The sequence below is a fragment of the Corynebacterium sp. AOP12-C2-36 genome (assembly GCF_052379185.1).
GTDB lineage: Bacteria > Actinomycetota > Actinomycetes > Mycobacteriales > Mycobacteriaceae > Corynebacterium.
Genome location: NZ_JBQSYJ010000005.1, coordinates 67,267 through 82,186, shown reverse-complemented (window position 1 = coordinate 82,186; position 14,920 = coordinate 67,267). Strand labels below are relative to the sequence as shown.

The 14,920-nt window shown below is 70.0% G+C and carries 12 protein-coding genes; 3 read left to right on the top strand and 9 right to left on the bottom strand.

Annotated elements, in window-relative coordinates; translation table 11 throughout:
- The first annotated feature begins 8 nt into the window (after positions 1-8).
- Positions 9-1,211, top strand: coding sequence for a sucrase ferredoxin (locus tag ACT3UN_RS05760; RefSeq protein ID WP_444656692.1), 1,203 nt, complete (start codon positions 9-11; stop codon positions 1,209-1,211).
- Here ACT3UN_RS05760 and ACT3UN_RS05755 read toward each other — a convergent pair.
- The 5 genes from ACT3UN_RS05755 to ACT3UN_RS05735 all read right to left on the bottom strand — a co-directional run bounded on the left by ACT3UN_RS05755 (position 1,208) and on the right by ACT3UN_RS05735 (position 5,301).
- Positions 1,208-1,861 carry an AMIN-like domain-containing (lipo)protein gene (locus ACT3UN_RS05755; protein ID WP_444656690.1) on the bottom strand — a complete coding sequence of 218 codons (654 nt, stop codon included), beginning with the start codon at positions 1,859-1,861 and terminating at the stop codon, positions 1,208-1,210. The genes ACT3UN_RS05760 and ACT3UN_RS05755 overlap by 4 nt on opposite strands.
- A gap of 134 nt (positions 1,862-1,995) precedes the next feature.
- Positions 1,996-2,688 (bottom strand): methionine ABC transporter permease, encoded by a 693-nt coding sequence (locus tag ACT3UN_RS05750; protein WP_301443199.1) that lies wholly within the window; start codon positions 2,686-2,688, stop codon positions 1,996-1,998.
- A complete protein-coding gene (locus ACT3UN_RS05745) occupies positions 2,685-3,719 on the bottom strand; it encodes a methionine ABC transporter ATP-binding protein (RefSeq protein WP_444656688.1) in 1,035 nt (344 codons plus the stop codon). Before ACT3UN_RS05745 ends, ACT3UN_RS05750 begins: the two co-directional genes overlap by 4 nt.
- Entirely contained in the window at positions 3,712-4,605 is an 894-nt protein-coding gene (locus ACT3UN_RS05740; protein ID WP_367620309.1) for a MetQ/NlpA family ABC transporter substrate-binding protein, read from the bottom strand. Before ACT3UN_RS05740 ends, ACT3UN_RS05745 begins: the two co-directional genes overlap by 8 nt.
- 96 nt (positions 4,606-4,701) lie before the next feature.
- Positions 4,702-5,301, bottom strand: a complete 600-nt coding sequence (locus tag ACT3UN_RS05735) for a helix-turn-helix domain-containing protein (protein WP_301443197.1) — start codon at positions 5,299-5,301, stop codon at positions 4,702-4,704.
- A gap of 45 nt (positions 5,302-5,346) precedes the next feature.
- Here ACT3UN_RS05735 and ACT3UN_RS05730 point away from each other — a divergent pair, with 45 nt between their 5' ends.
- The gene (locus ACT3UN_RS05730; RefSeq protein ID WP_441579101.1) at positions 5,347-8,541 is read left to right on the top strand and encodes an error-prone DNA polymerase; all 3,195 of its coding nucleotides are present in this window, start codon (positions 5,347-5,349) and stop codon (positions 8,539-8,541) included.
- Between the two features lies 1 nt (position 8,542).
- Here ACT3UN_RS05730 and ACT3UN_RS05725 read toward each other — a convergent pair whose 3' ends face one another.
- A complete protein-coding gene (locus ACT3UN_RS05725) occupies positions 8,543-9,520 on the bottom strand; it encodes a MinD/ParA family ATP-binding protein (RefSeq protein ID WP_444656685.1) in 978 nt (325 codons plus the stop codon).
- Between the two features lie 100 nt (positions 9,521-9,620).
- Complete coding sequence (locus tag ACT3UN_RS05720) at positions 9,621-10,934, bottom strand: lipase family protein (RefSeq protein ID WP_441579102.1); 1,314 nt, start codon at positions 10,932-10,934, stop codon at positions 9,621-9,623.
- Positions 10,935-11,056: 122 nt separating this feature from the next.
- Between ACT3UN_RS05720 and ACT3UN_RS05715 the strand changes: the two genes are divergently transcribed.
- On the top strand, positions 11,057-12,205 hold the full coding sequence (locus ACT3UN_RS05715; protein WP_301442835.1) for an alpha/beta hydrolase family esterase: 1,149 nt from the start codon (positions 11,057-11,059) through the stop codon (positions 12,203-12,205).
- Here the strand turns inward: ACT3UN_RS05715 and ACT3UN_RS05710 are convergent.
- Together ACT3UN_RS05710 and ACT3UN_RS05705 are read right to left on the bottom strand one after the other, a co-directional pair.
- Positions 12,202-13,548 (bottom strand): aminopeptidase C, encoded by a 1,347-nt coding sequence (locus tag ACT3UN_RS05710; RefSeq protein WP_444656683.1) that lies wholly within the window; start codon positions 13,546-13,548, stop codon positions 12,202-12,204. The two genes, ACT3UN_RS05715 and ACT3UN_RS05710, sit on opposite strands and share 4 nt — an antisense overlap.
- Complete coding sequence (locus ACT3UN_RS05705) at positions 13,548-14,915, bottom strand: aminopeptidase C (RefSeq protein WP_444656681.1); 1,368 nt, start codon at positions 14,913-14,915, stop codon at positions 13,548-13,550. Before ACT3UN_RS05705 ends, ACT3UN_RS05710 begins: the two co-directional genes overlap by 1 nt.
- Positions 14,916-14,920 lie beyond the last annotated feature (5 nt).

Genomic DNA, 14,920 nt, shown 5'->3' with positions numbered 1-14,920 from the left:
TCAGGGGTATGCCCACCACACGGAACCCCCGGTCGGGACTGTGTTCCGACATCACCCGGGAACCCCTTCCCGGAACCGCGAAGACGGGGCGGCTGATCGTCGCCGTCGAGTACCCGCAGGGGTGGGGCAAGGACATCCTCGACGGCGAGGCGCTGGGCAAGGAGCTCGCCGGCGAGGTGAAGCGCTGGCTCAAACGCCACCACGCGCAACTGCAGTTCATCCGCCGTCCCGGCCGCAGCGGACAGACGGGGCAGCCGGGTGGGGCGGACACGAGCGTGGTCTTCGTCGCCGACGCCGGGGCGACACCGCCCACCCTCGAACGTCTCGAGGTCACCGGTGGGGTGCGTGGACTGCTGGACGTGGACCTGTCCACCCCGGGTTCGGTGCCCGGCGCCACCCGGGTCGACCATCCGCTCCTGCTGGTCTGCACCCACGGTAAGCGGGACACCTGCTGTGCGGTGAAGGGTCGTCCCATGGCCGCGGCGCTGGCGGACGGGCACGGCGGCGAGACCGTCTGGGAGTCCTCGCACACCAAGGGCCACCGCTTCGCCCCGTCGATGATCCTGCTGCCGCACAACTACTCCTTCGGCGGGCTGGACGTCCCCGGCGCCTCGGCGATGCTGGACACCGCCGCCCGCGGCGAGGTGCCCGTCGCCGGCAACCGCGGGCGCGGCACCTTCGACACCCACGGCCAGGTCGCCGAACTGGCGGTCGCCGAACTCCTCGCCGCGCGGGGGACGCCCGCCCGGCTGGGTGAGCTGAGCGTGGAGAAGTACACCGTTCCCGTTACGCAGGACGCAGCGCCTGTCGCCCAAAACGCCGAGCAGGACGCCTACGCCGCCGCGCACGCGGCCGTCGACCCGGACCTGCGGCGTCGGGCGGGGGAGCTGATCACCGAGCGGATCGAGATGAAGGCCGCCGGACGTCGCGAGGAGCTCAAGGCACTGTACCGGCAGGGCTACTTCCAGCCCGTCCGCGACTACGAGTACGCGGTGCGGGAGGCTGCCGCGGCCCACGGGCTCGGCGGCAAGAAACACAAGGGACACAAGGGCGGCAAGGGAAGCGCTCCTGCCGTGCGGGTCACCGGGGACGCCGGCTCCTGGATCGTCACCCTGGAGTCGCGGACGTGCCACCCGGTCGTCTCGTCCTGCGGGGACCGTCCCAAGGAGGGCAGGTCCTGGGTCGCCGCCGACGTGGCGGCCGTGAACTAGTCGGACTTGAGGATGTCCACCACGATGCGGGTGGGCGAGTCCAGGATGTTGAGGGTGAAGTCCGGGTCGTCCTCGTCGATGCCGACGACGATGCGCTGCATCCCCTCGAAGACGCCCTTCGCCTCGACGGACTCGATCAGCTCGGTGCCGATCTTCTTGACCGGCGTGTCGTCGCCGCCCGGTGACATCTCCAGGCCGCGGACGTCGATGACCAGGGCGGTCTCGCCGTCGTAGTCGATCGGGGCGCCGGAGCCGTCGGCGGTGGGGGCGTCGTCCGTGGTGACGAACCAGCCGGGGGACCCCTCACCGTCCAGCTCGATGACGACGCGTTCGAACGTGCCGTGGCTGGCGGCACGGACCTCACTGACCGTCATCCGCGTGCCCTCCTCGGGGAGGACGTCCAGGGGCTGGGACCCGGACAGGGGGCCGGACTCGCTCGAGGAGCGGGGGACCGGGGAGGCCAGTTCGGCGCCGGGGGCGGAGAACTGCGGGGAGCTGGTGCTGGCGCTCACGGGGTTGAACTCGTTGTCGTCGTCCGCACCACCGCTGCTGCAGGCGGTGAGGGAGACGCAGAGACACCCGCACACCAGGGCGGCGACGCCGGAGGCGACGGTGGGTCCGGTGCGGCGGGTGTCTTCGGTTCTACTCACGACCAGAGAGATTACCGGGCGTGCGGGGGAAAGGCACGGCTAATGGCAAAATACTTCCGAATATGACCGGAATGTGACCTTGCCGTGACCGCGCCGTAACCCCGAGGGTGACGCGCGGCACAGGTCAGCGTGGGTTAACGGCGCATGACCCGCCGGGCGAGCCAGTTGCCGAACAGCTGCGCGGCCTGGACGATCACGATGATCGTGACCAGCGCGACATAAGTCACGTTGTTGTCGAAGGCACGGTAGCCGTACTGGATAGCGAAGTCTCCCAGTCCACCGGCGCCGATGTAGCCGGCCATCGCGGACATGTCGACGATCGCGATGAACATGAACGTCCCACCCAGGATCAGCGGGCCGAGAGCCTCGGGGATGATCACGGTGAAGATGATCCGGAACGGGCCGGCACCCATGGCGCGTGCAGCCTCGATCACGCCGGGGTCGATCGACACCAGGTTCTGCTCCACGATGCGCGCGGCGCCGAAGGATGCCGCGATGATGATCGCGAAAGTCGCGGCGTTGATGCCCAGGATCGATCCGGTGATGATCTTCGTCAACGGCCCCAGGGCCGTCAGCAGGATGATGAACGGGATCGGCCGGACGATGTTGACCAGGATGTTCAGGACCCAGAACACCGGCCGGTTGGCCAGGACGCCACCACTGCGGGTGGTGAAGAGCAGGACGCCCAGGACCAGACCGGCGAGCCCACCGATGGCCAGGCCCCAGATCGCCATGTACAGCGTCTCGACGATGGCGTCCTGGTAGATGGGGGACAGGAACTCCCAGTCGGTGTCCTTCGCGAGGAGGAGGGTGTCTGTGGTGCTCATAGGATCTCCTCGATCTCGGTCGTGGCGGACAGGTCGCGGTAGAAGGTCTCCACGGCCTGTTCACCGGCGGCGTCCTTCGGGGTCATCTGCACGGTGAGCCGTCCGAAGGAGTGGTTCTGCAGGGTGGTCACGCCACCGTGGACGATGTTCACACTGACGCCGGCCCGTTCGACCTCGGAGATGGCGTGGAAGAAGCCCGCGCCCTCCTTCATGGTCACGGTGAACAGCCGGCCAGACTCGTGCTGCAGCGCCTCGGCCTCGACCATGTCGGGGGTGTTGCGCAGGGAGGTGGCCACGAAGTTCGCCGCCACGTCCGTCTTCGGGTGGGAGAAAACCTCGTAGACGCTGCCGTGCTCGACCACATGTCCGTTTTCCATGACGACCACCCGGTCGCCGATGGTGCGCACGACCTCCATCTCGTGGGTGATCACCACGATGGTGATGCCGAGGTCCTCGTTGACCTTGCGCAGCAGTTCCAGTACTTCGCGAGTGGTGGTGGGGTCCAGGGCGGACGTCGCCTCGTCTGCGAGCAGCAGCGACGGGTTCGTCGCCAGCGCGCGGGCGATGCCCACGCGCTGCTTCTGCCCGCCGGAGAGCTGCTCGGGGTAGGAACGGCCCTTGTCGGACAGTCCGACGAAGTCGAGGAGCTCGGTGACCCGTGCCTCCCGCTCGGCCTTGGGCATGCCCTGCAGCTTCAGCGGGTAGGCGATGTTGCCGGCCACGGTGCGCGAGCTCAGCAGGTTGAACTGCTGGAAGATCATGCCGATGTCGCGGCGGATCTTGCGCAGTTCACTCTCCTTGAGCGGGACGATGTCCCGGCCGTCGAGCAGTACCTGGCCGCTCGTCGGTTTGTCGAGTCCGTTGATCTGGCGCACGAGCGTGGACTTGCCGGCACCGGAGTAGCCGATGATGCCCACGATCGAGCCGGACGGCACGGTGATCGACACGTCCTCCAGGGCGGTGATCCGGTTCTTGCCCTGGGTGAAGACCTTGCCGACGTTGCGGAACTCGACGGCGGTGCCGTTACTCATCCGAGGTGCCCTGATCACGGAACTTCTGCTCGGTGTCGGCGAGGATCTCCTGGAGCTCTTCCGGGGTCTTCTCGACCTCGATGGCGGTGCCGTCGGTGTCGTTCTGCACGGCCTCCTGGACCTCGTCGGAGTGCCAGATTTCGACGAGCTTCTGGAAGTCCTCGTTGTCCTTGTTCTTCTGGGTGGTTACCCAGACGTTGATGTACTGCTGTGCCTCGGGTGCCTCGGGGTCGTCGGTGATCACCGCGTCGTTCGCGTTCACCCCGGCTGAGTCGAGGTAGTTGTTGTTGATGAAGGAGGCCTGTCCGTCGTTGTAGGCGACGGCGGTCTGGCCGGGATCAACCGCCGTGACCTTGACCTTGGACTTCTCTTCGTCGATGTCCGCGGGGCGCGGTGCCAGGACGTCGTCGTCCTTGAGGGTGACCAGTCCGTTCTGGGCGAGGACGAGGATCGCCCGGCCGCCGTTGGTGCTGTCGTTCGGAATGATCACCTCGCCTGCCTCCTCAAGTTCCTCGACGGTGTTGAGGTTCTTCGAGTAGACGCCCATCGGGAAGATCTGCGAGGAACCGAAGGGCACCAGGTCGTCGTCGGCGGAGACGTTGTACTCGGCCAGGTACTGGATGTGCTGGAACTGGTTCACGTCCAGGTCGCCGTTGGACAGGGCCGGGTTCTGCTGTGCGTACTCGGTGATCGACTTCACCTCGACGTTCACGCCCTCCTCCTCAGCCTTCTGCTGGAAGGCCTTCCACTGGCTCTCGTTGGCCTCGGTGGAGCCGATGGTGATGGTGTCGGCGTCACTGTCGTCGCTCATGCAGGCGGTCAGGCCTACGGCGGAGACGACGGCGACGGTGCCGAGGGCGGCGACTTTCTTCAGACGCGTGATCAAGGGGTCCTCCTGGGGACGTCAAAAGGGGGATGCGGGGTTTCGCGCAATGCTAGTAGTAGTACAGCAGGATGGACCGCTCTGTCTAGTTACGACCGGTCACGTCTTCGGCGTGAGGTGGACCTTCTCCCCGCCGGGGCTGCTGAGCCCGAGGTACTCCACCGCCGTCTCCCCGCCGGCACCGAACCAGTGGGGCACCGTGCACTCGAACTCCGCGACCTCGCCGGGCTCGATCAGGTACTCGCTGCCGTCCAGGACCAGGCGCAACGTACCGGCCAGCACGAACACCCACTCGCGCCCCGGATGGCTGTGCTGCCGGGGCGCGGACTCCGGGCGGCGACCTGCGGCGACACCCGGGATCACGTGCTTGAAGGCGGTCACCCCCTTCTCCCCGTCGCCGCCGAGGCGCAGGTGCACCGCCCCGCCGCGGTACAGCGGCCGGATGTCGATGCGCGGGTCGCCGGTCTGCGGTGCACCGACCAGGTCGTCCAACGCCACCCGGTACAGCCGTGCCAGCGGCATGAGCAGTTCCAGGGTGGGCCGGCGTCCGCCGTTCTCCAGGCGCGACAGGGTGCTCCGCGAGATCCCCGTCGCCTCGGCGGCCTCGGCGATCGTCATCGAGAGCTGTTGGCGCGTGGCGCGCAGCCGCGTACCGACCTGGCTGAGATCGTTGGGGTCTTGGGGATCATTGCTGTTCATGTACACCAGTTTCCCACGTCCGGACCCTCCGCTAGTATCGAACACATGTTCAGTAACGGTAGGGCGCTCAGCTGGTCGCGCCTGGAGCGCATCCTCTCCGGCACCGACACCGCCCCGCTGCACGCCGTCGGCGTGGGGGAGGGTGGCCGCGAGACGCTCTGGCGGGACGGCGCACGCACCGCCGGCGCGTCCTGCGCAGCCACCGTACCCTTCGCCGAACTGCACGCCGCCGGGTCCTACAACTTCCTCCACGGCGCCAGCGACCCCGCCGAGTACGTCGACGCGGCCGTCGACCTGGGCCTCACCGCCCTGGCGGTGCTCGACCGCGACGGACTCTACGGTGCCGCCCGGCTCGCCACCGCCGCCGCGGAGGCGGGGCTGGCGACCGTCTTCGGCGCGGAGCTCTCCGTCTTCGGCACCGACGTGGCACCGCTGACCGTCCTGTGCCGCGGGCAGGACGGCTACCGCCGGCTCTCCCACGTGATCACCGACGCCCGCATGGCGCGCCGGGAGAAGGACAGCGCCGACTACCCGCCGCTCACTGACGTCGCCGCCGCGGCGGACGGGCACTGGTACGTCCTGCTCGACCACCACCACCTGCACCACGCCACGGAGATCGTCGGGGCCTTCGGGCCGGACGCCTGCCTCGTGGAGCTCGGCCAGACGATGAGCCCCTCGGACGTGGACCGCAACGAGGCCCTGCACGACCTCGCCCTGGACCACGGCCTCACCGAGGTCGTCTCCTCCGCGGCGACCTGTGCCACACCCGCCCAGGCACGGCTGGCGGGGGCGAAGCACGCCCTGCACGACCGGGAGGACGTCCTGACCGCCACCCCGCACACCCACCCGCTCGGCGGGACGTGGCTGCACTCCGGCGAGGAGATGCTCACCCTCGCCGGCGACTGCGGGTGGCTGCGCGACGCCGTCGCCGCCAGCGCCCGCGTCGGGGCCGACTGCGCCTTCACCCTCAACCTCATCGCCCCGCGGCTGCCGCACTTCCCCGTCCCCGACGGGCACACCGAGATGAGCTGGCTGCGGGAGCTGACCCACCGCGGCGCCCGGCACCGCTACGGCACCGCGCAGGACCACCCGCGGGCCTGGGAGGTCATCGACCACGAACTCGGGATCATCGAGGAACTCGGCTTCCCCGGCTACTTCCTCATCGTCCACGGCATCGTGGACTTCTGCCACACCAGCGGCATCTTCTGCCAGGGGCGCGGCTCGGCGGCGAACTCCGCGGTGTGCTTCGCCCTGGGCATCACCAACGTCGACGCCGTCGCCGCCGACCTGCTCTTCGAACGGTTCCTCTCCCCGGAGCGCGACGGCCCGCCGGACATCGACCTCGACATCGAGTCCGGCCGCAGGGAGGAGGCCATCCAGGACGTCTACCGCCGCTACGGCCGGGACAACGCCGCCCAGGTCGCCAACGTCATCACCTACCGCTCCAAGGGGGCGCTGCGCGACGCCGCCCGCGCCCTCGGCCACGACCCCGGCCGGGTGGACGCCTGGTCGCGCGGCCTGGAGGACCCGCCCGACCCGGTGCGCGAGCTCACCTCCCGGCTCACCGGGCAGCCCCGTCACCTGGGCATCCACTCCGGCGGCATGGTCATCTGCGACCGGGCCATCTCCGAGGTGGTCCCCACCGAGTGGGCCCGCATGGACGACCGCTCGGTGGTGCAGTGGGACAAGGACGACTGCGCCGACGTGGGCCTGGTGAAGTTCGACCTGCTCGGCCTCGGCATGCTCGAGGCCCTGCACCACGCCGTCGACCTGGTGGAGGAGACCACCGGCACCCGGGTGGAGCTGTGGCACCTGCAGCCCACCGACCCGGAGGTCTTCGCCATGCTCGCCCGCGCCGACGCGGTGGGCGTCTTCCAGGTCGAGTCCCGCGCCCAGCTCGCCACCCTGCCCCGGCTGCGTCCCCGCACCTTCTACGACCTGGTCGTCGAGGTCGCGCTGATCCGTCCGGGGCCGATCCAGGGCGGTTCCGTGCACCCGTTCATCCGCCGGCGCAACGGGGAGGAGGAGGTCACCTACGACCACCCCAGCCTGGAGCCGGTCCTGAAGCGCACGCTCGGCATCCCGCTGTTCCAGGAGCAGCTGATGCAGATGGCCGTCACCGTCGCCGGCTTCAGCCCCGCCGAGGCGGACGCGCTGCGTCGGGCGATGGGGTCGAAACGTTCCCCGGAGCGCATGGAGCAGATGCACGCCCGCTTCATCGACGGTGCGCGCGACCTGCACGGCATCGACGCGGAACTGGCCGAACAGCTGTGGCGCAAGGTCATCGCCTTCGCGTCCTACGGTTTCCCGGAGTCCCACGCGCAGTCCTTCGCCTCGCTGGTGTACTTCTCCGCCTGGTTCAAGTGCCACCACCCCGCGGAGTTCTGCGTGGCGCTGCTGCGCGCCCAGCCGATGGGGTTCTACTCGCCGCAGTCGCTGGTCTCCGACGCCCGACGTCACGGCGTGGGCGTGCGCCCGGTCGACGTCAACGCCTCCCAGGTCGAGGCCACCGTGGAGGACGGCGACATCCGCCTCGGCCTCGGGTCGGTCAAGGGCATCGGGAAGGACGTCGCCGGACGTCTCGTCGCCGCGCGGGACGCCCGGGACGCGCCCTTCGCCGCGGTCGCCGACCTCTCCCGCGAGGCCGGCCTCACCGTCGACCAGGTCTCCGCCCTGGCCCGGGCGGGGGCGTGCGACAGCCTGGGGCTCACCCGCCGTCAGGCACAGTGGGCGGCGGGCGTGGCGGCGACCGAACGCGCCGGGATGCTGCCGGGCACCTCCACGGTCTCCACTCCGGCGCTGCCGGGGATGAGCGCCTTCGAACTCGCCGCGGCGGACGTCTCCGCCACCGGCGTCACGTCCGACGGTCACCCCGTGCGCCTGCTGCGTGCCAGGCTGGACGCCTGGCCGGGGAACTTCCCGGTGGTCCCGGCGTCCTCCCTGCTGGGTGTGGAGGACGGCCGGCGCATCCTCGTCGCCGGCGTGGTCACCCACCGCCAGCGTCCGATGACCGCCGGCGGGGTCACGTTCCTGGGCATGGAGGACGAGACCGGCCTGGTCAACGTGATGGTGTCGCCGGGACTGTGGCGCGCCCGACGCAAGGTCGCCATGACCTCCCGGATGCTGATGGTCCGCGGCATCGCCCAGAACGCCGGCGGTGCGGTGACCGTCGCCGCCGACGACCTCTCGCCCCTCGAGGCGGCCGAGGCCCTGGCCAGTGCCTCGCGCGACTTCCGCTGACTTATAGTGCAGCGTGCCGGTGCCAGGCCCCGAAGTCCTCCGCCACCGTCGCCGCGAGCTCGCGGTAGGCGCGGAACGTCGCCGGGGCCAGCCGGTCCAGGTCCACGACCCCGCCCTCGGAGAGGTGCCGGTCGAAGGGCACGCCACGCACCGCCCGGGTACGCGCGGAGAAGTGCGCGGACAGCACCTCCGGGTCCACCGCCGCCTGCCCCGGGTGCGCGCCGGACACCACGACCACCGCATTGGCCACCAGGTCCCCGTGGCCGTGGTGGTCCAGCCAGTCCAGTGTGGCCTCCGCCGACTTCGCCCCGTCCAACGCCGGCGAGGTGACCAGCACCAGCATGTGCGCCAGGTCCAGCACCCCGGACATCGCCGAGGGCATCAACCCTGTCCCGCAGTCCGTGAGGATGATGTTGTAGTGGTGCTGCAGCACGTCCACCGCCCGGCGGTAGTCGGACTCGCTGAAGGCCTCGGAGACCGCCGGGTCCCGGTCCGACCCGATCACCTCCAGACGGCTCGACGCCTGGCTGGTGCAGGAGCGGACCTGCGGGTAGCGGGAGGCGTCCGGCAGGTCGAGCAGGTCCCGGACGGTCGGGGTGGGGGCCTCGACGGTGTCCTCCACGACCCGGCGGGCCAGGGTGCCGAGGTCTGGGTTGGCGTCCACCGCGATGACCCGGTCGCCGCGCAGCGAGGCGAACACCCCGCCCAGGGCGACGGTCGTCGTCGTCTTGCCGACGCCACCCTTCAGGCTGAGCACGGCGATCCGGTAGTCACCGCGTAACGGTGTGCTGATGCGCTCGCCGACCTCCCGCTGCTCGGTCTGGCCCGGCGACTCGCCCGGGTTCACCCGGCCGCCGGAGACCCGGTGGACCAGCCGCCGCCACCCCGACGGCGGTGCCGCGGACACCGCGCCGACCATGGCGGACGCGTCGAGACTGCTGAACTGTGCTGGTGATGTAGGTGATGCAGGTACCGTCATGCCGGCTGTTCCCCCTGTGTCGTGTGTGCTGCCCGGATCCCCTTGTCGTCCCGGCCCCGGGGACGAGCGTAGCCGGTATCGTCCGGCAGGGGGACGAAACCTAGAACTCCCCGCAGTTGTCCGGCGCGGGCCGGTCGTTGAAGCGGTCGACCATGTAGCTCATCGCCGGGCCGGCGTTGGTGAGCATCGGCACGGCGTGGTTCACCGCGAACTTCGGCAGGATCGACGGCAGCGGGTCGGTGGTGAACTGGACGGTGCCGCCGGCGTCGCAGTAGCGCGCGGCGGTGTCGCGCGCCTGCTGCCATGGGATGGTGTCGTCGTTGATGCCGTTGGTGATCATGATCGGCGCGTTGACGTCGGTGTAGGTGCTGGCCAGCTTGTAGCTCTCCAGTACCGAGCGCAGCCGGTCGTCGTCGCGGGCGATCTCGCCGAAGGAGCGGCCGTCGGTGGTCAGGGTGCGGGTGTCGGTCAGCCCCCACCGCGCGACCGTGTCGCCGATGCACCGGTCCTTCGTGTCGGCGAGGAACTCCATCCCGCGCTCGTTGAAGTACTCGTCGGTCAGGCCGGCGAGTTCGGGGTGGCGTTCCAGCGCGCCGTTGAGGGCGTAGCCGAGGACGCCGACGATGGCGTGCCGGTCCACCGCGTTGACCACCTCGAGCAGGTCGGCGGGCGGGGCGCCGGCGAACGTGCCCTTGACGTTGAGGTCCGGGGCGTAGGACGACGCCATCTCCGCGGCCGCGGCCGCGGCGCCGCCGCCCTGGGAGTAGCCGAAGAAGCCGACGGGGGAGTCGTCCGGCAGGCCGAGCTGGGCCAGTCCGGCACGCGCCCCGTCCAGGGTGGCCTGTCCCTGTTCGGGGTTGTTGACGTAGGTGTGCTGGCCCGGGGTGCCCAGGCCGATGAGGTCGACGACGACCACGTTCATGCCCAGCGCGCTGGCCGCGGCATGGAAGGGGTACTCGTAGTTGAGGTTCAGTGCGGCGTTGCCGGGGTCGAAGCCGAAGAGCTGCTGCGTGCTGCGCGAGGGGGCGCAGATGTCGCCGGAGCCGCGGGTGCCGGGGGAGTAGACCAGGGTGGGGGCGGGGCCGTCGCCCTGCCAGTCGCCGGTGGCCTCGAGGACCACGCCGCTGGTGGCGACGCGCTCACCGTCCTCGGTGGTGGAGGTGTACAGGATCTTCTCGGCCGTCCCGCCCAGGGTGTCCAGCAGCTGGGGTGCGTCCTGGGAACGGATGACCTCGCCGGGGTCGGCGGGCAGGTCCTGCGGCGGGAGGTAGAACGGGTCGGAGTCGGTGGCGGTGGGTTCGCCGGACGGCGGCGGCCAGCTCAGGTCCTGTGCGACGGCACCGGACAGTCCGACGGTCAGGGCGGTGGAGACCGCGACCGTGCAACTCAGGATCCTTCTCGTGAAGTGCGTCATGCGGTTGAGCCTACAACGGAAGAAACCTTTCGTTGTGAAGTTCAAAGTTTTTGCAGTGACGGTGGTCACCCGACGGCGTGGCCTGGTTGATTCCGTGCGTCCTGACCAGTAGAAATGGGGGAGTGAATCAGTCCACTCCGCAGCAGCCCGGCGACCCCGCCCCGGTCCAGCGGACCGCGGGCCCCGTCCCTGAACCACTGTCGGATCAGGTCGATGAGGCCCGTCCGGTGCGCCGCCGGATCACCAGGTCCCTTGCCGTCCTCACCGCCACGGTGATGGTCGGCGCCCTGGTGTGGGTCGGGCACGCCCCGGCGGGCGAGAACAACGCTGCGCTGGAGAGCTACCGGGAGCAGACGGCGCGGGAGAACGCGGTCGCCGCCTCGGAGAGCATCGTGCCCACCGCCGCGGAGGCGGAGCTCGGCAACGGCCCCCGGTTGGATGGCCCGGCCCCCGGCAACTCGAAGAAGATCACCCTGAGCAGCGGCAACCGCACGCGCGAGGGCATCCTGTCGGTGCCTGCCGACTACGACCCGGAGAAGTCCTACCCGGTCCTGCTGGCCTACCACGGGTACCGGGAGACCGCCCAGGGCTTCCACAACTACTCCGGTTTCGACGAGATGGAGGTGATCACCGTCTCGATGCAGGGCGTGGGCGACTCCTGGGAGGGCGCGCCGTACTCGCGGACGAAGGACGGGGAGGACGTCCGTTTCACCCGCGACATGCTCGCCGCGCTGAACACCACCTACAACGTGGACCGTTCGCGCATCTACGCCGCGGGCATGTCCAACGGCGGTGGCATGGTGGCGAAGCTGGCCTGCCGCGAGCCGCGCCTCTTCGCCGCGGTCGCCTCCGTCGCCGGCGCGTACTACAGCGGGACGCGCACGAACTGCGTGGAGGACGCCGGGCGCGCCCCGTCCTTCCTCGAGATCCACGGCACGAAGGATGAGACGATCAACTACCAGGGCGGTTCCCGCCACGGCGGGGTCTACATGGCCGCCCGTGACCTGGTGGAGGACGTCGCGGCGATGAACCACTGCCAGAGCACGCCGGTGACCACGGCGCTGGCGGGCGACGTGCGTCGTCAGCAGTGGCCGATGTGTTCACCGGGCACCTCGGTGGTGCACCTGCGTGTCGGCGACGGCGGGCACACCTGGCCCGGCGACGCGTCCGGGGAGTCCGGCGCGGCGTCGGACTCCGCCGAGACCACGTCCTACTCACTCGACGCGACGACCGAGGTGTGGGCCTTCCTCTCCGGCCACCAGCTGACCTAGCTGCCCTGACCTGCCAGTGCGCCCATCGGGTCCCAGGCGGGCAGGACGTGCGGGGTGTCGTCCAACGCCTCGCGGTACTGCTGCGGCAGGCGGTCGCGGTGCACGGCGATCTCGAAGACGTACTGGTCGAACCAGTTGTCGTTCATCGTCCAGAAGCCCTTCTCCGCGGCCTTCGGGCCCCAGGAGTTCTCCACGCGCCAGCGCACGGGACGACCCGCCTCGTCGACGTCCACGCCGGTGAGGACCATGGCGTGGGTCATCTGGGACTCGCCGGTGAGCAGGCGCTGCTCCTTGGTGAGGTCCAGGTCCACACCGTAGAAGCCCTCGTAGTCGTGCAGGTGGGCGTCCCAGACGCCGCGCTCACGGTGCGACTGGGCTGCGGTGTCGCAGCCGAACCACACCGGTGTGCCGTCCTGCAGCGCCTCCAGGGCGGCGGCCTTGATCACGTCGACGGGTGCGTTGAGGTAGGTCACCGGCGCGCCGCCGACGACGTTGCCGAGCTGGTCCACGGTGAAAAGCTCCCCCTTCGGGGAGGACGCCCGGGGGTCGTCGACCACGCACACGTACCCGTCGAGGTCGCCGGGCAGGTAGCGGTCGGCGAACTGGCGGGGCGTGAGCTCGCCGACGCGGTGGAACTCGCCCTTGGCGTCGCGGTACTGCCAGACGAACCGCTGCGGCGGGGTGCCCAGGTGCATGGTGAGGATGCGGTGCACGTCGGCGAGGGTCTCGCGGTGGACGCTGGTGACGTCCGTTCCGTCCGCGCGCATGCGGGACGCCCCGGCACGCAGCGCGGTCGACAGGTCGCGGTTCATCGCCCGGGTGTCGGAGGACGACCGGGTCTCGGGCATGGCGTACTTCGGCACCGCACCGTACTTGTCGACGAGGGCGACGAACATGTTCCACTGCCCGCCGTCCTCCACGGGGTCGGCGAGCAGGTGCTGCACGGTCCGGTCCTCGACGTCACGGTCGGCGAGCCCGGCCATGGCGCCGAGGAAGTGGTTGGCCTTCTCCAGCTTGTCCCAGTAGTGCAGGTAGGTCTGGGAGAGTTCGAGGTCCTTGACGCCCGTGGTCTCCATGACGTCGCCGCGCAGGGCGTTGAGCCCGGCGAAGATCCAGCAGCGCCCGGACTTCTTCTGGTCGGCGACGGCCCAGGAGTCCAGCTTCACCGAGGTGGAGCTGTCCGTGGTGGACAGGACGTCGCGGTCGAGGGTGACGGTCTCCACGTTCGTGGCGGTCGCGGCGTTGCGCGCCATGCGGAAGGACGCGTCGGCGCGCAGGTCGTCGCCGAGGGCGGCCAGACGTGCAGGGTCGAGTGCGGCGGAGGTTGTTGCGGTAGTAGTCATCAGGCCAGCGCATCCCAGTTCGGAAGGTCGGTCGTGTCGCCGCGGTCGAGTGCGGCGACAGCGTCTGTCAGGTCGTCGGGCAGGTCGTCCGTGAGGCGCCGGCGCGGAACGACGACCTGGAAGACGTTGTCGGCGAACCAGCTGTCGGCCATGGTGCCGTAGCCGCCGCCGGCGAGTTCGGTGTGCTGGGCGTGGCTCTTGGTGCCCCAGGAGTTCTCCACACGCCAGCGCACCTCGCCGGAGGGCGAGCGGTCGTAGCCGGTGAACACCATGCCGTGGGTCAGCCGGGATTCGGCGGTGTCCATCTGCTCGGCTTTGGTGGTGGCGGAGTCGGTGCCGTAGAGGGCGTCGAGTTCGAGCAGGTCGGCGTCCCACACCCCGGCGGTGGCGACGAACTGACGGTTGACGTCGCAGGCGAACCACACCGGTTCCCCGGCGTCGAGGCTGTCCTTCACCAGCCGGCGCAGCGTGTCGACGCCGGCGGTGACGTAGCTGAAGTCCGGGGTGTCCCACATGTTGTTCTCGTGGGTGATGCTGAACGCCCGGCCCGCCTCGTGGCGCGGATCGTGCACCACGCTGACGTAGCTGTCTAGGTCATCGGGCAGCATCTCGGCGGCGAACTGCAGCGGGGTGTAGGTGCCGCCGCGGTGGAAGCCGTTGTCGGAGTCGCGGTACTGCCAGGTGAACTCCGTGGGCGGCACGCCGAGGTGGATGGCGGTGACGCGGTAGGCGTCGTCCAGCGTCTTCTCGATCACCGGCTCGGCGGCCTCACCGGCCAGGACGGCGTCGCGCAGGCGCAACGCCCCGCGGCGCAGGACGGTGCGCAGGCGTCCGTCCAGCTGCGGGGTGCGCCCGGAGGCGAAGGTCTCGGGCATGGCGTAGGACGGCACGGCGCCGTACTTCGCGACGAGGTTGGTGAAGTAGTTCCACTGCCCGCCGTCGGACGCCGCGCCCTGCAGCAGGGCGGCGACGGTGCGGTCGTCGAGGTCGGTGACGCCGTCGCGGAACTGCCGCTCCAGAGAGCGCAGCACATGGTTCGACTTCTCGATCTTGTCGAAGAACTGCAGGTAGGTGTGGGAGAACTCGAACTCCTTCACCCCGAGGTCCTCCGCCACGCGGTGGCGGAAGACGTTGTAGGCGGCGAACATCCAGCAGCGTCCCGACTGCTTCTGGTCGGAGACGCCGAGGCGGTCGAGCTTGACCTCCGTGGTGGGGTCCAGGGCGGTGACGGCGTCTCGGTTGAGCGCGACGGCGTTGACGTCGGCGGCGGTGACGGCGTTGCGCGCGATGCGCAGCGCCCGGTCGCCGACGGCGGAGTCGCGCAGCTCCTCGAGCACGGTCGGGGACAGGGGAGGTGAGAAGTTCATGCGTC